This is a genomic window from Streptomyces sp. NPDC050388 (assembly GCF_040655635.1).
Taxonomy (GTDB): Bacteria; Actinomycetota; Actinomycetes; order Streptomycetales; family Streptomycetaceae; genus Streptomyces.
In genome coordinates, this window is the sequence record NZ_JBFAKH010000014.1 from 35,695 (window position 1) to 52,070 (window position 16,376).

13 protein-coding genes are annotated in these 16,376 nt (G+C 70.0%); 4 read left to right on the forward strand and 9 right to left on the reverse strand.

Annotated features, from left to right (window positions below):
- Window positions 1–28: 28 nt before the first annotated feature.
- The gene (gene uvrA / locus AB0I73_RS10645) at window positions 29–3,010 is read right to left on the reverse strand and encodes an excinuclease ABC subunit UvrA (RefSeq protein ID WP_363035854.1); all 2,982 of its coding nucleotides are present in this window, start codon (window positions 3,008–3,010) and stop codon (window positions 29–31) included.
- A 223-nt stretch (window positions 3,011–3,233) separates the two neighbouring features.
- Here uvrA and AB0I73_RS10650 point away from each other — a divergent pair, with 223 nt between their 5' ends.
- The gene (locus AB0I73_RS10650) at window positions 3,234–3,929 is read left to right on the forward strand and encodes a maleylpyruvate isomerase family mycothiol-dependent enzyme (protein WP_363035856.1); all 696 of its coding nucleotides are present in this window, start codon (window positions 3,234–3,236) and stop codon (window positions 3,927–3,929) included.
- A gap of 10 nt (window positions 3,930–3,939) precedes the next feature.
- Window positions 3,940–4,596, forward strand: coding sequence for an MBL fold metallo-hydrolase (locus AB0I73_RS10655; RefSeq protein ID WP_363035858.1), 657 nt, complete (start codon window positions 3,940–3,942; stop codon window positions 4,594–4,596).
- 45 nt (window positions 4,597–4,641) lie between these two features.
- Here the strand turns inward: AB0I73_RS10655 and aroQ are convergent, their stop codons facing one another.
- The 7 genes from aroQ to AB0I73_RS10690 form a co-directional block, all read right to left on the reverse strand.
- Window positions 4,642–5,115, reverse strand: a complete 474-nt coding sequence (gene aroQ / locus AB0I73_RS10660; RefSeq protein ID WP_363035860.1) for a type II 3-dehydroquinate dehydratase — start codon at window positions 5,113–5,115, stop codon at window positions 4,642–4,644.
- A gap of 253 nt (window positions 5,116–5,368) precedes the next feature.
- Window positions 5,369–6,490 carry an ionic transporter y4hA gene (locus AB0I73_RS10665; RefSeq protein ID WP_363035862.1) on the reverse strand — a complete coding sequence of 374 codons (1,122 nt, stop codon included), beginning with the start codon at window positions 6,488–6,490 and terminating at the stop codon, window positions 5,369–5,371.
- Window positions 6,491–6,860: 370 nt separating this feature from the next.
- Window positions 6,861–7,844: a TerC/Alx family metal homeostasis membrane protein gene (locus AB0I73_RS10670; RefSeq protein WP_363035864.1), complete on the reverse strand. Its 984-nt coding sequence runs from the start codon at window positions 7,842–7,844 to the stop codon at window positions 6,861–6,863.
- Between the two features lie 321 nt (window positions 7,845–8,165).
- On the reverse strand, window positions 8,166–10,181 hold the full coding sequence (locus tag AB0I73_RS10675) for a TerD family protein (RefSeq protein ID WP_363035866.1): 2,016 nt from the start codon (window positions 10,179–10,181) through the stop codon (window positions 8,166–8,168).
- A gap of 52 nt (window positions 10,182–10,233) precedes the next feature.
- Complete coding sequence (locus AB0I73_RS10680; RefSeq protein WP_109380045.1) at window positions 10,234–10,812, reverse strand: TerD family protein; 579 nt, start codon at window positions 10,810–10,812, stop codon at window positions 10,234–10,236.
- Window positions 10,813–10,970: 158 nt separating this feature from the next.
- Window positions 10,971–13,115: an excinuclease ABC subunit UvrB gene (gene uvrB / locus AB0I73_RS10685; RefSeq protein WP_363035868.1), complete on the reverse strand. Its 2,145-nt coding sequence runs from the start codon at window positions 13,113–13,115 to the stop codon at window positions 10,971–10,973.
- 62 nt (window positions 13,116–13,177) lie between these two features.
- The gene (locus AB0I73_RS10690) at window positions 13,178–14,056 is read right to left on the reverse strand and encodes an MHYT domain-containing protein (protein ID WP_363035870.1); all 879 of its coding nucleotides are present in this window, start codon (window positions 14,054–14,056) and stop codon (window positions 13,178–13,180) included.
- Window positions 14,057–14,382: 326 nt separating this feature from the next.
- Between AB0I73_RS10690 and AB0I73_RS10695 the strand changes: the two genes are divergently transcribed.
- Window positions 14,383–15,255 carry a glycerophosphodiester phosphodiesterase family protein gene (locus AB0I73_RS10695; protein WP_363035872.1) on the forward strand — a complete coding sequence of 291 codons (873 nt, stop codon included), beginning with the start codon at window positions 14,383–14,385 and terminating at the stop codon, window positions 15,253–15,255.
- A gap of 82 nt (window positions 15,256–15,337) precedes the next feature.
- Complete coding sequence (locus tag AB0I73_RS10700) at window positions 15,338–15,901, forward strand: methylated-DNA--[protein]-cysteine S-methyltransferase (protein WP_363035874.1); 564 nt, start codon at window positions 15,338–15,340, stop codon at window positions 15,899–15,901.
- A 37-nt stretch (window positions 15,902–15,938) separates the two neighbouring features.
- Here AB0I73_RS10700 and AB0I73_RS10705 read toward each other — a convergent pair whose 3' ends face one another.
- Window positions 15,939–16,367 (reverse strand): VOC family protein, encoded by a 429-nt coding sequence (locus tag AB0I73_RS10705; RefSeq protein WP_109380050.1) that lies wholly within the window; start codon window positions 16,365–16,367, stop codon window positions 15,939–15,941.
- Window positions 16,368–16,376: the final 9 nt, after the last annotated feature.

Here is a 16,376-nt window from a genome sequence, read left to right on the forward strand (position 1 = left end):
CCGCCGGGCACCGCGGGGCACCGCGGGGTCAGGCCTTGGCCGCCCGGGGCGTTCCCTTGGCGCCGGCTTTGACGGTCGCCGTGGTCTTCCGGGGGGTGGCCTTGGCGGCGGCCGTCTTCTTCGCCGCCGTCTTGCGAGGGGCGGGCACCGAGGCGGCGTCGCTGGTCCTCTCCGCTCCCAGGACCTCGCGGAGGAACTTACCGGTGTGGCTGGTCGAGACGGCCGCGACCTGCTCGGGGGTGCCCTCCGCGACGACCAGGCCGCCACCGGCACCGCCCTCGGGGCCCATGTCGACGACCCAGTCGGCGGTCTTGATCACGTCGAGGTTGTGCTCGATGACGATGACCGTGTTGCCCTTGTCGACCAGGCCGGAGAGGACCGCCAGCAGCTTGCTGATGTCCTCGAAGTGCAGGCCCGTGGTCGGCTCGTCCAGGACGTAGACCGTGCGGCCGGTGGAGCGCTTCTGCAGTTCGCTCGCGAGCTTCACCCGCTGCGCCTCGCCGCCGGACAGGGTGGTGGCGGCCTGGCCCAGCCGGACGTACCCGAGTCCGACGTCGTGGAGCGTCTTCATGTGGCGGGAGATCGCCGGGACGGCCTCGAAGAAGTGCATGGCCTCTTCGATCGGCATGTTCAGGACGTCGGCGATGGACTTTCCCTTGTAGTGGACCTCCAGGGTCTCCCGGTTGTAGCGGGCTCCGTGGCAGACCTCGCACGGGACGTACACGTCCGGGAGGAAGTTCATCTCGATCTTGATGGTGCCGTCGCCCGCGCAGTTCTCGCAGCGTCCGCCCTTGACGTTGAAGGAGAAGCGGCCGGGCAGGTAGCCGCGGACCTTGGCCTCGGTCGTCTCGGCGAACAGCTTGCGGACGTGGTCGAAGACGCCGGTGTACGTCGCCGGGTTGGAACGCGGGGTGCGGCCGATGGGCGACTGGTCGACATGCACGACCTTGTCGACGAGATCGTCGCCGTCCACCCGCGTGTGCCGGCCGGGGACGCTGCGGGCGCCGTTCAGCTCGCGGGCCAGATGGGTGTACAGGATGTCGTTGACCAGGGTGGACTTGCCGGAGCCGGAGACTCCGGTGACCGCGGTGAACACCCCCAGCGGGAAGGACACGTCGATGTCCTGGAGGTTGTTCTCGCGGGCGCCGTGCACCGTGAGTCGGCGTGCCGGGTCGTGCGGGCGGCGGACGTCCGGCAGCGGGATGGCCTTCTTGCCGGACAGGTACTGGCCGGTCTGCGACTCCGCGTTGTCCAGCAGTTCCTTCAGGGCGCCGCTGTGCACGACATTGCCGCCGTGCTCACCGGCGCCCGGACCGATGTCGACGATCCAGTCGGCGACCTTGATGGTGTCCTCGTCGTGCTCGACGACGATGAGCGTGTTGCCCATGTCGCGCAGCCTGACCAGGGTCTCGATCAGCCGGTGGTTGTCGCGCTGGTGCAGGCCGATGGACGGCTCGTCGAGGACGTACAGGACGCCCACCAGGCCGGAGCCGATCTGGGTGGCCAGGCGGATGCGCTGGGCCTCGCCACCGGAGAGCGTGCCCGCGGCGCGGTTCAGCGAGAGGTAGTCGAGGCCGACGTCGACCAGGAAGCGCAGCCGCTCGTTAACCTCCTTCAGCACGCGCTCGGCGATCTTCTTGTCGCGGGCGGTGAGCTTCAGGGCGCCGAGGAAGTTCGCGCACTCGCTGATCGACATGGCCGAGACCTCGGCGATCGACTTCTCCATGACGGTGACGGCGAGAACGATGGGCTTGAGGCGGGTACCCGCACAGGAGGGGCAGGCCACCTCGCGCATGTAGCCCTCGAAGCGCTCGCGGCTGGAGTCGCTCTCGGCCTCGCTGTGCCGGCGCTTGACGAAGGGGATGGCGCCCTCGAAGGCCGTCGTGTACCGGCGCTCCCTCCCGTACCGGTTGCGGTAGCGGACCTCGACCTGGGTCTTGTGGCCGTTGAGCAGGGCCTTCTTCGCGCGCTGCGGCAGACCGGCGAAGGGGATGTCCGTCCGGAAGCCCAACGCGTCGGCGAGGGCGCCGATCAGACGGGCGAAGTAGTCCTTGGTGTGGCCGTGCGACCAGGGGTGGATGGCGCCCTCGTCGAGGCTCTTCTCCTCGTCGGGGACGATCAGCTCCGGGTCGACCTCCATGCGCGTGCCGATGCCGGTGCACTCGGGGCAGGCGCCGAAGGGCGAGTTGAAGGAGAAGGAGCGGGGCTCCAGCTCCTCGAAGGACAGGTCGTCGTACGGGCAGTACAGGTGCTCGGAGAACATGCGCTCGCGCTCGGGGTCGTCCTCCGGGAGGTCGACGAAGTCGAGCACGACCATGCCGCCGGACAGGCCGAGCGCGGTCTCGACGGAGTCGGTGAGACGGCGCTTGGCGCTGCCCTTCACCGTGAGGCGGTCGACGACCACCTCGATGGTGTGCTTCTCCTGCTTCTTCAGCGTGGGCGGGTGGGAGAGCTGGACGGTCTCGCCGTCCACCCGCGCGCGGGAGTAGCCCTTGGTCTGGAGGTCGGCGAAGAGGTCGACGAACTCGCCCTTGCGCTCACGCACCAGTGGGGAGAGCACCTGGAAGCGACTGCCCTCCGGCAGCTCCAGCACCCGGTCGACGATGGCCTGTGGCGACTGGCGCGAGATGGGCCGGGCGCACTCGGGGCAGTGCGGCTTGCCGATGCGCGCGAAGAGCAGCCGCAGGTAGTCGTAGACCTCGGTGATGGTGCCGACCGTGGAGCGCGGGTTGCGCGAGGTCGACTTCTGGTCGATGGAGACCGCCGGGGACAGGCCCTCGATGAAGTCGACGTCCGGCTTGTCCATCTGGCCGAGGAACTGCCGGGCGTACGAGGAGAGCGACTCCACATAGCGCCGCTGGCCCTCGGCGAAGATCGTGTCGAAGGCCAGCGAGGACTTGCCCGACCCCGACAGACCCGTGAAGACGATGAGCGAGTCGCGGGGGAGGTCGAGCGAGACGTTCTTGAGGTTGTGCTCGCGCGCTCCACGGACGATGAGACGGTCGGCCACGCCGGTCCGCACCTTTCTTGAGAGAAGTGACAGGGGCGGGACCCCCGTGCTTTCTCACACTAGGGCGAGCCACTGACAACGCCGGTCGGATTCACGGGTTGACAACAATCCCCGGCTCTCCAGCATGCCCGACGCCAGGCACGACCTTATAGCACGTGCATTCGATTTACGGTCCTTCTTCGCCACCTTCACCCGAAGGTGTGGCGAGACTAGGGTCGACCCCATGACCGATCACGCTCATGACCTGGCGTCTGTACATGACGCGACCGAACGGCTGCTCAACGCGCTCGGCGCACTGGACAACGCCGCTGTGACCCAGTCGTCACGGCTTCCCGGCTGGACGCGTGGACATGTGCTGGCTCACCTGGCCCGCAACGCGGACGCCCTCGTGAACGTCCTGGAGGGGCGTCCGATGTACCCCTCCGCCGAAGCCCGGGAGGCCGACATCGAGCGGGACGCCCCGCGCCCCCTCGACGTCCAGCTGGCGGACCTGCGGGACACCGGCGCCCGCTTCCAGGAGGTGGGCGCGGCGCCTGCGGACTGGTCCCGCACCGTGGCACTGCGCAACGGGGTCACGGACCGGGCGGCCCGGGTGCCGTTCCGGCGCCTGATCGAGGTGGAGCTGCACCACGTGGACCTCGGCATCGGCTACGAGCTGGAGGATCTTTCGGCGGAGTTCACCGAACGGGAGATCCGCTTCCTGGTGGCGCGGTTCAGGGGCCGCCAGGACGTGCCCACGACGCGGCTGACCACGAGTGACGGCCGGGCCTGGACCACCGGCGGCGGGGCGCCGGACGGCCCGGTCGAGGTCGAGGTGGAGGGCCCGGCCGCCGACCTGCTCGGCTGGCTCGCCGGACGCCGCGACGGCTCCGGCCTGACGGTGAAGAACGGCCCGCTGCCCACCCTTCCTCCGATATAGGCTGGCCGCCATGACCTACAGCGGGCAGGTGACGGTCGGCGGACCGGCCGACGTGCACGAACTCAAGGACCTGATGATCACCAAGATCGCGGTCGGGCCCATGGACAACAACGCCTATCTGCTGCGTTGCCGGGCCACCGACGAGCAGTTGCTGATCGACGCGGCCAACGACGCGGACACCCTGCTGGGCTCGATCGGTGACGACGGCATCGCGTCCGTCGTCACCACCCACCGGCACGGCGACCACTGGCAGGCGCTCGCCCAGGTCGTGGCGGCCACCGGCGCGCGCACCCACGCGGGCCGGGACGACGCCGAGGGCATCCCGGTGCCGACGGACGTCCTGGTCGACGACGGCGACACGATCCGGGTGGGGCGGGTGGAGCTCACCGCGCGCCGTCTCGTCGGCCACACGCCCGGCTCGATCGCCCTCGTCTACGACGATCCACACGGGCACCCCCATGTGTTCACGGGGGACTGCCTGTTCCCGGGCGGTGTGGGCAACACCCACAAGGATCCGAAGGCGTTCGCCAGCCTGATCCACGACGTGGAGACCAAGATCTTCGACGTGCTCCCGGACGAGACCTGGGTCTACCCCGGACACGGCGACGACACCACGCTGGGCGCGGAACGCCCGCATCTGCCGGAGTGGCGCGCCCGGGGCTGGTGAGCGCCACCGGGCGACGCGGCGGACGGGCGGTACGGGTTGCGGGGCCTACGCCGGTGCCCTGCCCGGGCCGGCCAGCGCAGCGATGCGCTCCACGGCGAACACGTAGCCCTGCACCCCGCACCCCGCGATGACCCCGTCGGCCCGCAGCGAGACGTAGGAGTGGTGCCGGAAGGACTCGCGCCGGTGGATGTTGGAGATGTGGACCTCCACCACGGGCAGGCCGTCACAGGTGTTGAGGGCGTCGAGGATCGCGACGGAGGTGTGCGAGTAGGCACCGGGGTTGATCACGATGCCGCAGTGGTTCAGCCGCGCCTCGTGGATCCAGTCCACCAACTGGCCCTCGTGGTTGGACTGCCGCAGGTCCACCGTGCCCCCGTGCGCGCCCGCCGCCTCGACGCACAGCGCCTCGACGTCGGTGAGTGTCTCGGAGCCGTAGATCTCCGGCTGACGCTGCCCGAGCAGGTTCAGATTGGGGCCGTTGAGAATCATGATCGGGGCATCGGCCAGGTTGCGGCGCACAGTTCCTCCGGTCCGGAAGGTTCGCGATGAAACGGGCATGAAATGTTCATGAACCGGCGTGAAGCCGGTCACAGCGGCCGGTCGTCGCCGGAACGCTGCTCGGACCGGTCTATCACGGTGTCCCGGGCGCATGCCGGGCCCCCGGGGGTGCCGACGGAACCGCCTCCGGGCGGGGGTGCGCCCGCGCGTGTGCCGCGGGGCGCGCGCCCGCCCGGAGGCGGTTCCGCGATCGGTGCCACGGGTCGGATCGGTGTTACGGGTTGAGCGCCAGTTCGAGATAGGCGGCCAGGATCACCAGGTGCACCCCGCCCTGGAGCGGTGTGGCCCGGCCGGGGCGTACGGTCAGGACGCCGACCATCACGGTCAGGGCGAGCAGCACCATGTGGGTGTTGCCGAGGCCCAGAACGAGCGGACCGGAGAGCCAGAAGGACGCGATCGCGACCGCGGGGATGCTCAGTCCGATACTGGCCATCGCCGAACCGAGCGCGAGATTGACACTGGTCTGCACGCGATTGCGCCGCGCGGCCCGCACGGCCGCGATGGTCTCGGGGAGCAGGACCAGCAGCGCGATGATCACACCGACGACGGCATGGGGCAGCCCGGCAGCCGATACGCCGGACTCGATGGCGGGCGAGACTCCTTTGGCAAGGCCGACCACTCCGACCAGGGCCAGGCCGAGCAGACCGAGGCTGATCAGCGCGGTGCGGTTGGAGGGTGCGACGGCGTGCTCGTCCTCGTCCTCGACCTTCGTGACCGGCATGCCCTGCTTGCCCAGCTTCTGTACGGGCAGGAAGTAGTCACGATGTCGAACGGTCTGGGTGGCGACGAACAAGCCGTAGAGGATCAGTGAGGTGACCGCGGCGAAGGTGAGTTGCACCGCGGAGAACTCCGGCCCGGGCTTGCTGGTGGTGAACGTCGGCAGCACGAGGGTGAGCCCCGCCAGCGTCGCCACCGTGGCGAGCGCCGCACTGGCGCCTTCCGGATTGAAGACGGCCATGCCGTGACGCAGTGAGCCGACCAGAAGACTCAGGCCGAGAATGCCGTTACAGGTGATCATCACGGCTGCGAAGACGGTGTCCCTGGCCAGGGAAGCGGTCTCGGGCCCCCCGTCGATCATCAAGGTGACGATCAGCGCGACCTCGATGATCGTGACGGCGACCGCGAGGACCAGCGAACCGAAGGGTTCACCGACCCGGTGGGCCACCACCTCCGCGTGGTGCACGGCGGCCAGCACCGCTGCCGCCAGCACGACGACCGCCACGGCGACGACCGCTCCGGGCAGTTCGCGTCCCCAGGTGAACAGCAGGAGCACCCCGGCGAGCACCGGCACCACGGTCGTCCACCGGTCCGTCAGCCCTTTGACCCACCTGTTCATGAAGCAAGGCTCTCGGAGGTGCACGAGCGTCGCATTCCGGTCTCTCCGAACTCTGCCGACCCGCTCGTCACACGGGCTGCTTCGATGTCCGTGCTGCCGGTGGGTCTCGGGCAGTACGGCCGGCCCCGCCGGTGTCCGGCGAGCCCCATCGCTTCCACGTTCCTCGTCGTTCTGGGGTGGTCGTTGTCGCGCATGATCTCCTCTACTGCTGGAGGGATGGTCGGTGACGGGCGGCAGCGAGTGTGGCTGCGATTCCTTCCGCTGAGGTCTTCTGTCGTGATCCGGCGGGAGACAGGCAGACACCGGGAGCGGTGCTCGGCTGTGGGCCGCGCCCCGCTCCCGGAGATTTCCTGTTCGGTTACGGACTGGGTCAGACGTCGATGCTGTTCTTGTCGGCGGAGCCCTCGGCCTGGGCCTGCTTCTTGGAGGCCCGCAGGCTGGTGATCGTGGTGACGATCAGGACGGAGCAGATCACGCCCAGCGACACCGGGATGCTGATCACGGGAACGTGCACCCCGGACTCGTGCAGCGCGTGCAGCACCAGCTTCACGCCGATGAAGCCGAGGATGATCGACAGGCCGTAGGCCAGGTGGACCAGCTTGCTCAGCAGGCCGCCGAGGAGGAAGTACAGCTGCCTGAGGCCCATCAGGGCGAACGCGTTCGCGGTGAACACGATGTACGGGTCCTGGGTCAGGCCGAAGATCGCGGGGATCGAGTCGAGCGCGAAGAGCACGTCGGTGGTGCCGATGGCGAGCATCACGACCAGCATCGGGGTCATGACCCGCTTGCCGTTCTGCTCGATCCACAGCTTGGTGCCGTGGTACCGGTCGGCCACGCCGAACCGGCGCTCGGCGGCCTTGAGGAGCTTGTTCTCCTCGAACTCCTCCTCCTCTTCGGGGGCGCGGGCCTCCTTGATGAGCTTCCACGCGGTCCAGATGAGGAAGGCGCCGAAGATGTAGAAGATCCACGAGAAGTTGGCGATGATCGCGGCGCCCGCGGCGATGAAGACGGCCCGCAGCACCAGGGCGATGAGCACACCGACGAGGAGCACCCGCTGCTGGTACTGCGAGGGCACCGCGAATTTCGTCATGATCAGAACGAAGACGAAGAGGTTGTCGACGCTCAGCGACTTCTCGGTGATGAAGCCGGCGAAGAACTCACCGGCGGGCTGGCCACCGCCGAAGACCAGCAGGCCGAGCCCGAAGAGCACGGCCAGGACGATCCAGACGATGGTCCAGATCCCGGCTTCCTTGATCGACACGTCGTGCGGCTTGCGGCCGATGAAGAAATCGACCGCGATGAGGGCGGCAAGGCCCACGATGGTCAGGACCCACAGGGTCAGGGAAACATCCACTACGCCTCCGGCAGATACGTCTCACGGCAAAAGTCAGCGTCGTCGCTGCCGGAGGTCTCTTCCACCCGGGTTCCGGCCTTCGAAAGCAGCGCCGGACAACACCTCGGGCCGACGCCCCGGGATCAGGTCGGTCTGATCCGTATTGACGGGGTCGCCGCACAGGCAGGGAGTACTCCCCTCCGTGCGGAAAACTTTACCCTCATGCCCAAGGATTGGTAAAGAGGTGGGTAAAAGAAAGACCAAAGTGCCAGATGGGAGGTGGTGCCATGGGCACTCGTTCCAAGGGGCGGAACACGCCCGCCCGGGCGGACCGGGGCGCGGTCAGGGCCCCCAGGCGCGGCGGGCCTCGGCGACCCGGGTGAGCACCTGCTGGAGGACCTGGCTGCCGGGCGGCACCGACGGGGGCTCGTACGTCCAGGCGTGCCCGACCCAGGGGTCGGCCAGATGGCTGTCGGCGACCGGTGTCAGCCGCAGCAGCGCACGCCACAGCGGGTCGAGCAGCGGGCCGTAGCCGGCGGACTCCTCACGGTCGGCGACCATCATCAGGTGGACGCCGACGGACGGGCCCTCGTCGGCGAGGTACCGCAACTGGTTCACGGCACGGTCGTCGAAGCCGTGCGGGAAGTCGTTGACGATCAGCAGGTGCTGGGAGGTGTCGAAGCCGGGCGGCAGCGAGTCGGCCGCTCCGCCGCGCAGTGCCATCTGCACCAGGTCGACCCGCTGGGTGAGCCGGCCCAGGACCTCCGCGACGCCCGCGGCGCCCCGGGCGGGCGGGGCCGCCAGCACACCCGTCCGCGTCAGCGGTGCCAGCGGCTGCGCGCCCGACCCGGCCGGGTCGATGACGTGCACGGTGAACTCGCCCGCCGGATGGACGGCGAGCAGCCGGGCCGCGTGGGACACGGCCGTCTCCACGGCGAGGCGTCGCATGTCGTGGGGGTCGGTGAACGACTCGGCCTGCGCGTCGGCCCGTCCGCTGTCGATCCACAGACCGCGTTCCAGCGGCAGCCGGAGCAGCATCGGGATGCGGAGGCGGTCGGCCTCGGGCAGCCGGAGGTCGCCCAGGCGCAGCGCCATGGGGATCTCCATCGGCACCCGGTAGGCGTGCCAGACGGGGTTGTCCCAGCGCGCGTAGGCCGGCGGGAGGGCGGGCTCGACGACCTCGGCCTCGGCGACGAGCTGGGCGAGGTCCCGGTCGAAGACCTCCCTCGCCTGGTCGACGAGCTGGGCCTGCCGTGCCCTGGCCGCCTCGCGCGCGGCGTCGCCCTGGCTCCCGATCCGGCTGCGCGGGTCGGACAGGACCTGTTCCAGCTCCTTGTCCATGCGTGACTCGGCGAAGTCGACGGCGCTGCGGTAGGCGGCGGTGGTACGGGCCAGGTCCTCGAACATGCCCCAGACCTGGTTGTAGAGGCGCTCGTCCATGGACCAGCCGGTCGCGTCACCGGCGACGGGCTGGGCGGGTCGTCCCGGCTGGGCCGGGGGCGCGGCCGGCGGGGGCGGCGGCGGAGCGGCGTTCCGCCGGCGGGGGTGGCTGTAGTCGATCGGACCGCCGGTGGTCGCCGCGGACGGGTCGGCGGCTCCCCCGGGGTACGCCGGCTGCGGTCCGCCCTGCCCCGGCGGGCCGGCAGCCTGACCGCCGTACGCGGGCGGCACGGGGTCGGGGGTGCCCTGTGCCTGTGGTGTGCTGCCGGCGCCCTGGTCGGGGTGGCGGGCCGGGGCGGCCGTCTGCCGGGAGCGGTCGCCGTCGGACGGACGGGACGGGGGTGCCTGGACGGAGCGGACGAGGCCCCGCGCGACCGCTTCGTCGATGTCGCCCGCGAGCTGCCGCGCCCGGGGCAGGCCCTGGTCGGTGAAGAGTTCGGTCAGGCCCCCGGCGTAGCCCTGGCCGACCGCACGGACCTTCCAGGCGCCCTGGCGCCGGTAGAGCTCCAGGGCGACGACGGCCGACTCGGTGTCCAGGCCGGTGACGGTGTAGCTGGCCACTTCGGTGCCGTCCGGTCCGGTGACCGCGACGAAGGGGGCGGCGACGGCGCCGAAGCGGGTGGGGCCCCGGCCGTCGGCCGCGGCGGGCAGGGCGAGCAGCACGCTGACACGGTGGACCGCGTCCGCCAGCGCGTCCAGGTCCACCGCGAGGCGGTGGTCGGCCGCGGCCTGCCGCGACACCTCCAGACCGGGCCGGGTGGGCGCGCCCGGGTGGGCCACCCACTCCACCCCGTGGATCCGGCCGCTCTCGTCGCCGAGCGCGGCCGCGGTCACGATCGGCGTACCGGCCGAGACCCGGATCTCGAGACGGGACCGGGAGAGCGGGTGGTTCTGCCCCCGCACCAGCTCAGCCGTCATTGCCCTCGTCCCCCTGTGTCGCGTGCGGTGCGGTGGTCGCGTGCGGTGCTGGTCAGAGCACCGGCAGGATCGCCGGCATCAGGTCCTGGAAGGTACGGCCGTTGGCCGGGTTGCCGAGGGCCGTCATCGTCCAGCCCGTGCCCGAGCGGTGCACCTTGGCCATGAGCTGGGCCGTGTAGGCGCCGCCGCCGGCCAGCGTGTAGCGGGCCAGTTCCTGGCCGTTGGTCTCGTCGACGAGCCGGCAGAACGCGTTCTGCACCTCCTGGAAGGTCTGGCCCGTGAAGGAGTTCACGGTGAAGACGATCTGGTCGATGTGGACCGGGACACGGGACAGGTCGACGAGGATGGCCTCGTCGTCGCCGCCCTGGCCGACGCCGCCGACGAGGTTGTCGCCGGTGTGGCGCACGGAGCCGTCGTCGCTCACCAGGTGGCGGAAGAAGACGACGTCGACCGGCTGCTTGTCGGCGAACAGGACGGCGGAGGCGTCCAGGTCGATCTCCCGGGTACGCGAGCCGAACAGGCCGCGGCGGGGGGCCGCCTGCCAGCCGAGACCCATACGAACCGCGGTCAGGCTGCCGCCGTCGTTCTTCTGCAGACTGATGGCCTGGCCCTTGGTCATGTTGACGGTCACGCGCTGATTCCCCTCTCGGACTTCCCCTGTTGCCGCGAAACCGCGGTTGCCCAGAACCCTACGCAGGGGCACGGACGGTGACGCACCCCGGTCCGCACTTTGTGTCGGTGTTGCAACACAGTCCGTGCGGGGCGGAGAACCGCACGAGCCCGGCGCCCTCAGGACAGGCCGGCCTCGCGCATCTGGCGCAGTTCCTTCTTCATCTCGGATACCTCGTCGCGCAGCCGGGCCGCGATCTCGAACTGGAGGTCGGCGGCGGCTGCCCGCATCCGCGAGGTCAGCTCCTCGATCTGCTCGGCGAGTTCGGCCGCGGGGCGGTCGGTGGGCACCGGCTCGGCGCCCTTGGCCCTGCCCTTCGCACCCTTCGTGCCCTTGGTGGCCTTGCCGAGCGCGGGCACGGGCGCCTTGGCCGCGCCACCGTCCTTCTTGGCCTTGCGGTAGCCGGAGTCGAGCAGCTGCTCGGTGTCGATGTCCTCGCGGGCGATCTGCGCGACGATGTCGTTGATCTTCTTGCGGAGCGGCTGGGGGTCGATGCCGTTGGCCTGGTTGTAGGCGACCTGCTTCTCCCGGCGGCGGTTGGTCTCGTCGATGGCCTTCTCCATCGCCGGGGTGATCTTGTCGGCGTACATGTGGACCTGGCCGGAGACATTGCGCGCGGCCCGGCCGATGGTCTGGATCAGGGAGGTGCCGGAGCGCAGGAAGCCCTCCTTGTCGGCGTCGAGGATCGCCACCAGGGACACCTCGGGCAGGTCGAGGCCCTCCCGCAGCAGGTTGATGCCGACGAGGACGTCGTAGTCGCCGCTGCGCAGCTCCCGCAGCAGCTCGACCCGGCGCAGGGTGTCGACGTCGCTGTGGAGATAGCGCACCTGGATGCCGAGTTCGAGGAAGTAGTCGGTGAGGTCCTCGGCCATCTTCTTGGTGAGCGTGGTGACCAGGACGCGTTCGTCCTTCTCCACGCGGGTGCGGATCTCGTGCACCAGGTCGTCGATCTGGCCCTCGGTGGGCTTGACGACGACCTCCGGATCGACCAGGCCGGTGGGGCGGATGATCTGCTCGACGACCCCGTCCGAGCGGGAGAGCTCGTACGGGCCGGGGGTGGCCGACAGGTACACGGCCTGGCCGATACGCTCCTGGAACTCCTCCCACTTCAGCGGGCGGTTGTCCAACGCGGAGGGGAGCCGGAAGCCGTGGTCGACGAGGGTGCGCTTGCGCGAGGCGTCTCCCTCGTACATGGCGCCGATCTGCGGCACGGTGACATGCGACTCGTCGATGACCAGGAGGAAGTCCTCCGGGAAGTAGTCCATCAGGGTGTTCGGCGGGGAGCCGGGGAGGCGGCCGTCGAAGTGCATCGAGTAGTTCTCCACGCCGGAGCAGCTGCCGATCTGGCGGAGCATCTCGAGGTCGTAGGTGGTGCGCATCCGCAAACGCTGGGCCTCCAGGAGCTTGCCCTGCTTCTCCAGCTCGGCCAGGCGCTCGGTGAGCTCCTTCTCGATGTCGCCCACGGCCCGCTCCATGCGCTCGGGACCGGCGACGTAGTGGGAGGCGGGGAAGACGTACAGCTGCTGGTCGTCGCTGATGATCTCGCCGGTGACCGGGTGGAGCGTGGAGAGTGCCTCGATCTCGTCGCCGAACATCTCGATGCGGACGGCGAGCTCCTCGTAGACCGGGAAGATCTCGATGGTGTCGCCGCGGACGCGGAAGGTGCCGCGGGTGAAGGCCAGGTCGTTGCGCGTGTACTGGATGTCCACGAAGCGGCGCAGCAGCTCGTCCCGGTCGAACTCCTCGCCGACGCGGAGCGGCACCATGCGGTCGACGTACTCCTGCGGGGTGCCGAGGCCGTAGATGCAGGAGACGGAGGCGACCACGACGACGTCGCGGCGGGTGAGCAGGGAGTTGGTCGCGGAGTGGCGCAGCCGCTCGACCTCCTCGTTGATCGAGGAGTCCTTCTCGATGTAGGTGTCCGACTGCGGGACGTACGCCTCGGGCTGGTAGTAGTCGTAGTACGAGACGAAGTATTCGACCGCGTTGTTCGGGAGCAGTTCGCGGAACTCGTTGGCCAGCTGGGCGGCCAGCGTCTTGTTCGGCGCCATCACCAGGGTGGGGCGCTGGAGCTTCTCGATCATCCACGCGGTGGTGGCGGACTTGCCGGTGCCGGTCGCGCCCAGGAGGACGACGTCCTTCTCACCGGCTTCGATGCGCCGGGCGAGGTCGGCGATGGCCGCCGGCTGGTCGCCGCTGGGCTGGTAGGGGCTGACGACCTCGAAGGGCGCCACCGTGCGTTCGATCTGGGAAACGGGCCGCATGTCACCCACCGTACGACCCGCCACTGACAACGGGTGCCGGTCAGCCCGGCAGAGGGCTGCGGTCAGCGCTTCTGCGGGGTGCGGGAACGGTGCTCGGCGGGGCCGCGGGTGCGCGGCCGAAGACGGGTCGGAATGGAGGAGGCGGAGGCGGAGTGGTGCCGGTGGTGGGCGGGGACGCCGGGCTTGTGCTCGGCGGGGGCCGGGCTGCGCCGCCCCATGATCAGCAGTGGATCGAAGATCACCACGACGCCGGCCAGGACGAGGAGGACGAGCGGGCCGAGCATCATGGGCGCGAGCAGGGAGGCCGCGGACTCTCCCTCGGCGGGGGCGGCCGTTCCGTGGACGTGGACCTCCAGGGCGGCCATGCCGGTGTAGTGCATGCCGGTGACCGCGAGGCCCATGACGAGACTCGCCCCCACGCCCCACAGGAAGCCTTTGACCTGTCCGGCCGCCCACAGGGCGGCGGTGGCGGCGACCATGGCGATGGCGACGGAAGCGGCGACGGTGAGCGTGTCGTACTCCAGCGTTCCGTCGAGGCTCATGCTGGCCATGCCCAGGTAGTGCATGGAGGCGATGCCGAGACCGGTGATGGTGCCCCCGGTGAACAGCGGCGTCCCGGTCGCGCCCCGGTAGCCGACGATGAAGATCCCGATGCCCACCATGACGAGGGCGACGCCCAGGCTGGCGAGCGTCATCAGGCGGTCGTAGTGGATGGGCGTTCCCTCGATCGTGAAGCCCATCATCGCGATGAAGTGCATCGTCCATATGCCGGAGGCGATGGCCGCCGCGCCCAGGGCCAGCCAGCCGGGGCGCCAGGACCGGGCCACCACGAGGGGCCTGGTGGCGCACCGCAGGCCCAGGGCGCCGCCGAGGCAGGCCATGAGGAAGGCCGCCACCGGTGTGACCATGCCGTAGCTGAATCCGTCGACCGTGCTCTGCATGCTCGGCTGCCCTTTCCCGCCGTTCGCGTCCCGGAATCGTGTGTCGTGAACCCCCCTCCCAGGACCGCTCGGCGGTCAGGGTTGACGCAGAGAGTATGACTGCCACCGGAACGGCCGAACGACTGCCCGGGCAAAGAAACACGCCCTTGCCTCACTTGTGCGGCTCCAGTGTGCGGAGTTGGGACAAGGCCGTTCAATTCGTGGTCATCCTGCGCCCGTCCCGCGTTGACCTTCTGCTGTCAGAGTTGAACTGTCCGTGTTGCTTGAGATGTCTGAAATATCTGAAATGACCGGAACGACCTGATCGCTCGACGCGAGGAGTCCGCATGCACATGCGCGCCGTTGTCGCCTCGACCACCGCGCTCCTGGGAACCACCGCTCTCCTGCTCCCCCTCTCCCCCGCGCGTGCCGCCGGCAGCGGCACACCGCCCGTGGTGGTCGCCCACCGGGGCGCCTCCGGATACGCGCCCGAGAACACACTGGCAGCCGTCGACGAGGCCGCCGCACTCGACATCGAATGGGTGGAGAACGACGTCCAGCGCACCAAGGACGGTGAACTCGTCGTCCTGCACGACGACAGCCTGGCGCGCACCACGGACGTCGAGACGGTCTTCCCCGGCCGGTCGCCGTGGAAGGTGAAGGACTTCACCGCCGCGGAGATCGCCCGTCTCGACGCGGGCAGCTGGTTCGACCCCGCGTACGCGGGCACGCGGGTGCCGACGCTGGAGCAGGTCGTGCGGCGCGTGGAGCAGCACGACCAGAAGCTGCTGCTGGAGCTCAAGAGCCCGGAACTGTATCCCGGCATCGAGCAGGAGACCTTGAAGGTCCTGAGCAACGAGGGGTGGCTCGACCGCGCGCACCTGAGCGACCGGCTGGTCGTGCAGAGCTTCAGCGCGGACAGCGTGCGGACCGTCCATGAGCTGAAGCCCGGGGTGAAGACCGGTTTCATCGGTGCGCCCCCGATGAGCGACCTGCCCGCGTACGCGGACTTCGCCGACCAGATCAACCCCCCGCACACCTCGCTGTCCGGCGCCTACGTCGCGGCGGTCCAGGCCTTCCACGGGCCGCACGACGAGCCGCTGGAGGTCCTCACCTGGACCGTGAACGACGCGGCGGCGGCCCGGCGGGTCGCGGGATTCGGGGTCGACGGGATCATCAGCAACAAGCCCGACGTGGTGCGGGACGCGGTGGACGGCTGACGGCTGACGCACGGTGCCCTTCGCGGTTCTTCGCCGTTCTTCGCGCCCGGCGTTGTCAGTGGCGGGTCGTACGGTGGGGCGCATGGACAGCCATGGGCAGTACGAGCAGCGGGTCGTGTGGGCGGTCGTCGGCACCGGCATCGGCCCGCTGCTGCTGGCCGCGACCCGTGAGGGCCTGGTCAACGTCGTGTTCCACGCCACCGACGAGGTGCGCGACGGCGCGCTGGAGCGGCTGGCGTCCCGGCTCGGCACCGAGCCCGTCGAGGACCCCGGCTCCCCGCTGCTGACCGAGGCGATACGCCAGGTCGAGGCGTACTTCGCGGGCGAGCTCCACGACTTCGACCTGCCGCTGGACTGGTCGCTGGTCTCGGGGAGCTCGGGCTTCAACCGCGAGGTCCTGCGGGAGCTGGCCTCCGGTGTTCCGTACGGCACGGTCGTCGGGTACGGCGATCTGGCCGGACGGGCCGGTCAGCCCGGCGGCGCCCAGGCCGTCGGCATGGCGATGGGCGCCAATCCGCTGCCGGTGGTCGTGCCCTGCCACCGGGTGGTGGAGAGCGACGGCGGCATCGGCGGGTTCGGGGGCGGGGTGGAGACCAAGCGCCGGCTGCTCGCGCTGGAGGGCGTGCTGCCCGAGCCGCTCTTCTGACGGGCTCGTCGGTCGTGTCAGCCCGCGTCAGGCTGCGTCAGTCATAGTGGCGCGCTTCGAGCACGTTGCCGTCGGGGTCGCGGAAGTAGAAGCTGCGCCTGGCCGGGCCGCGCGCCCCGAAGGAGTCGTGCGAGAAGTCCGTCACCGGTACGGAGCGTTCCGCGAGGCGGCCGCGCAGTGCCTCGAAGTCGTCGGCGGGCAGGGACAGGCAGACGTGGTTGACGGGGTGGCCGGAGCTGTCGGCCGCGCCGGGGAGCATCGTCATCCGTTCCGCCATGGTGAGCGGCATGAGGTCGAGGAGGGTCTCCTCGTTGACCCGTACCGAGGGGAAGGGCACCTCGCCCGCGGCGAAGTCGGTGAGCCTGACCGGTTCCAGGCCGACCGCCTCCTCGTAGAAGCCGGTGGCGGCGATCGGGTCGCGCACCCAGAGGACGACGTGGTCGAGACGTGCCGTGCTGTCCGTCATGGGTCCCAG

Bases quoted from the DNA above. Each gene is read 5' to 3' on its own strand.
- AB0I73_RS10650 (WP_363035856.1), top strand. From the start codon at position 3,234: ATGACCGATCACGCTCATGACCTGGCGTCTGTACATGACGCGACCGAA.
- AB0I73_RS10655 (WP_363035858.1), top strand. From the start codon at position 3,940: ATGACCTACAGCGGGCAGGTGACGGTCGGCGGACCGGCCGACGTGCAC.
- AB0I73_RS10665 (WP_363035862.1), bottom strand. From the start codon at position 6,490: ATGAACAGGTGGGTCAAAGGGCTGACGGACCGGTGGACGACCGTGGTG.
- AB0I73_RS10675 (WP_363035866.1), bottom strand. From the start codon at position 10,181: ATGACGGCTGAGCTGGTGCGGGGGCAGAACCACCCGCTCTCCCGGTCC.
- uvrB (WP_363035868.1), bottom strand. From the start codon at position 13,115: ATGCGGCCCGTTTCCCAGATCGAACGCACGGTGGCGCCCTTCGAGGTC.
- AB0I73_RS10690 (WP_363035870.1), bottom strand. From the start codon at position 14,056: ATGCAGAGCACGGTCGACGGATTCAGCTACGGCATGGTCACACCGGTG.
- AB0I73_RS10695 (WP_363035872.1), top strand. From the start codon at position 14,383: ATGCACATGCGCGCCGTTGTCGCCTCGACCACCGCGCTCCTGGGAACC.
- AB0I73_RS10700 (WP_363035874.1), top strand. From the start codon at position 15,338: ATGGACAGCCATGGGCAGTACGAGCAGCGGGTCGTGTGGGCGGTCGTC.
- AB0I73_RS10705 (WP_109380050.1), bottom strand. From the start codon at position 16,367: ATGACGGACAGCACGGCACGTCTCGACCACGTCGTCCTCTGGGTGCGC.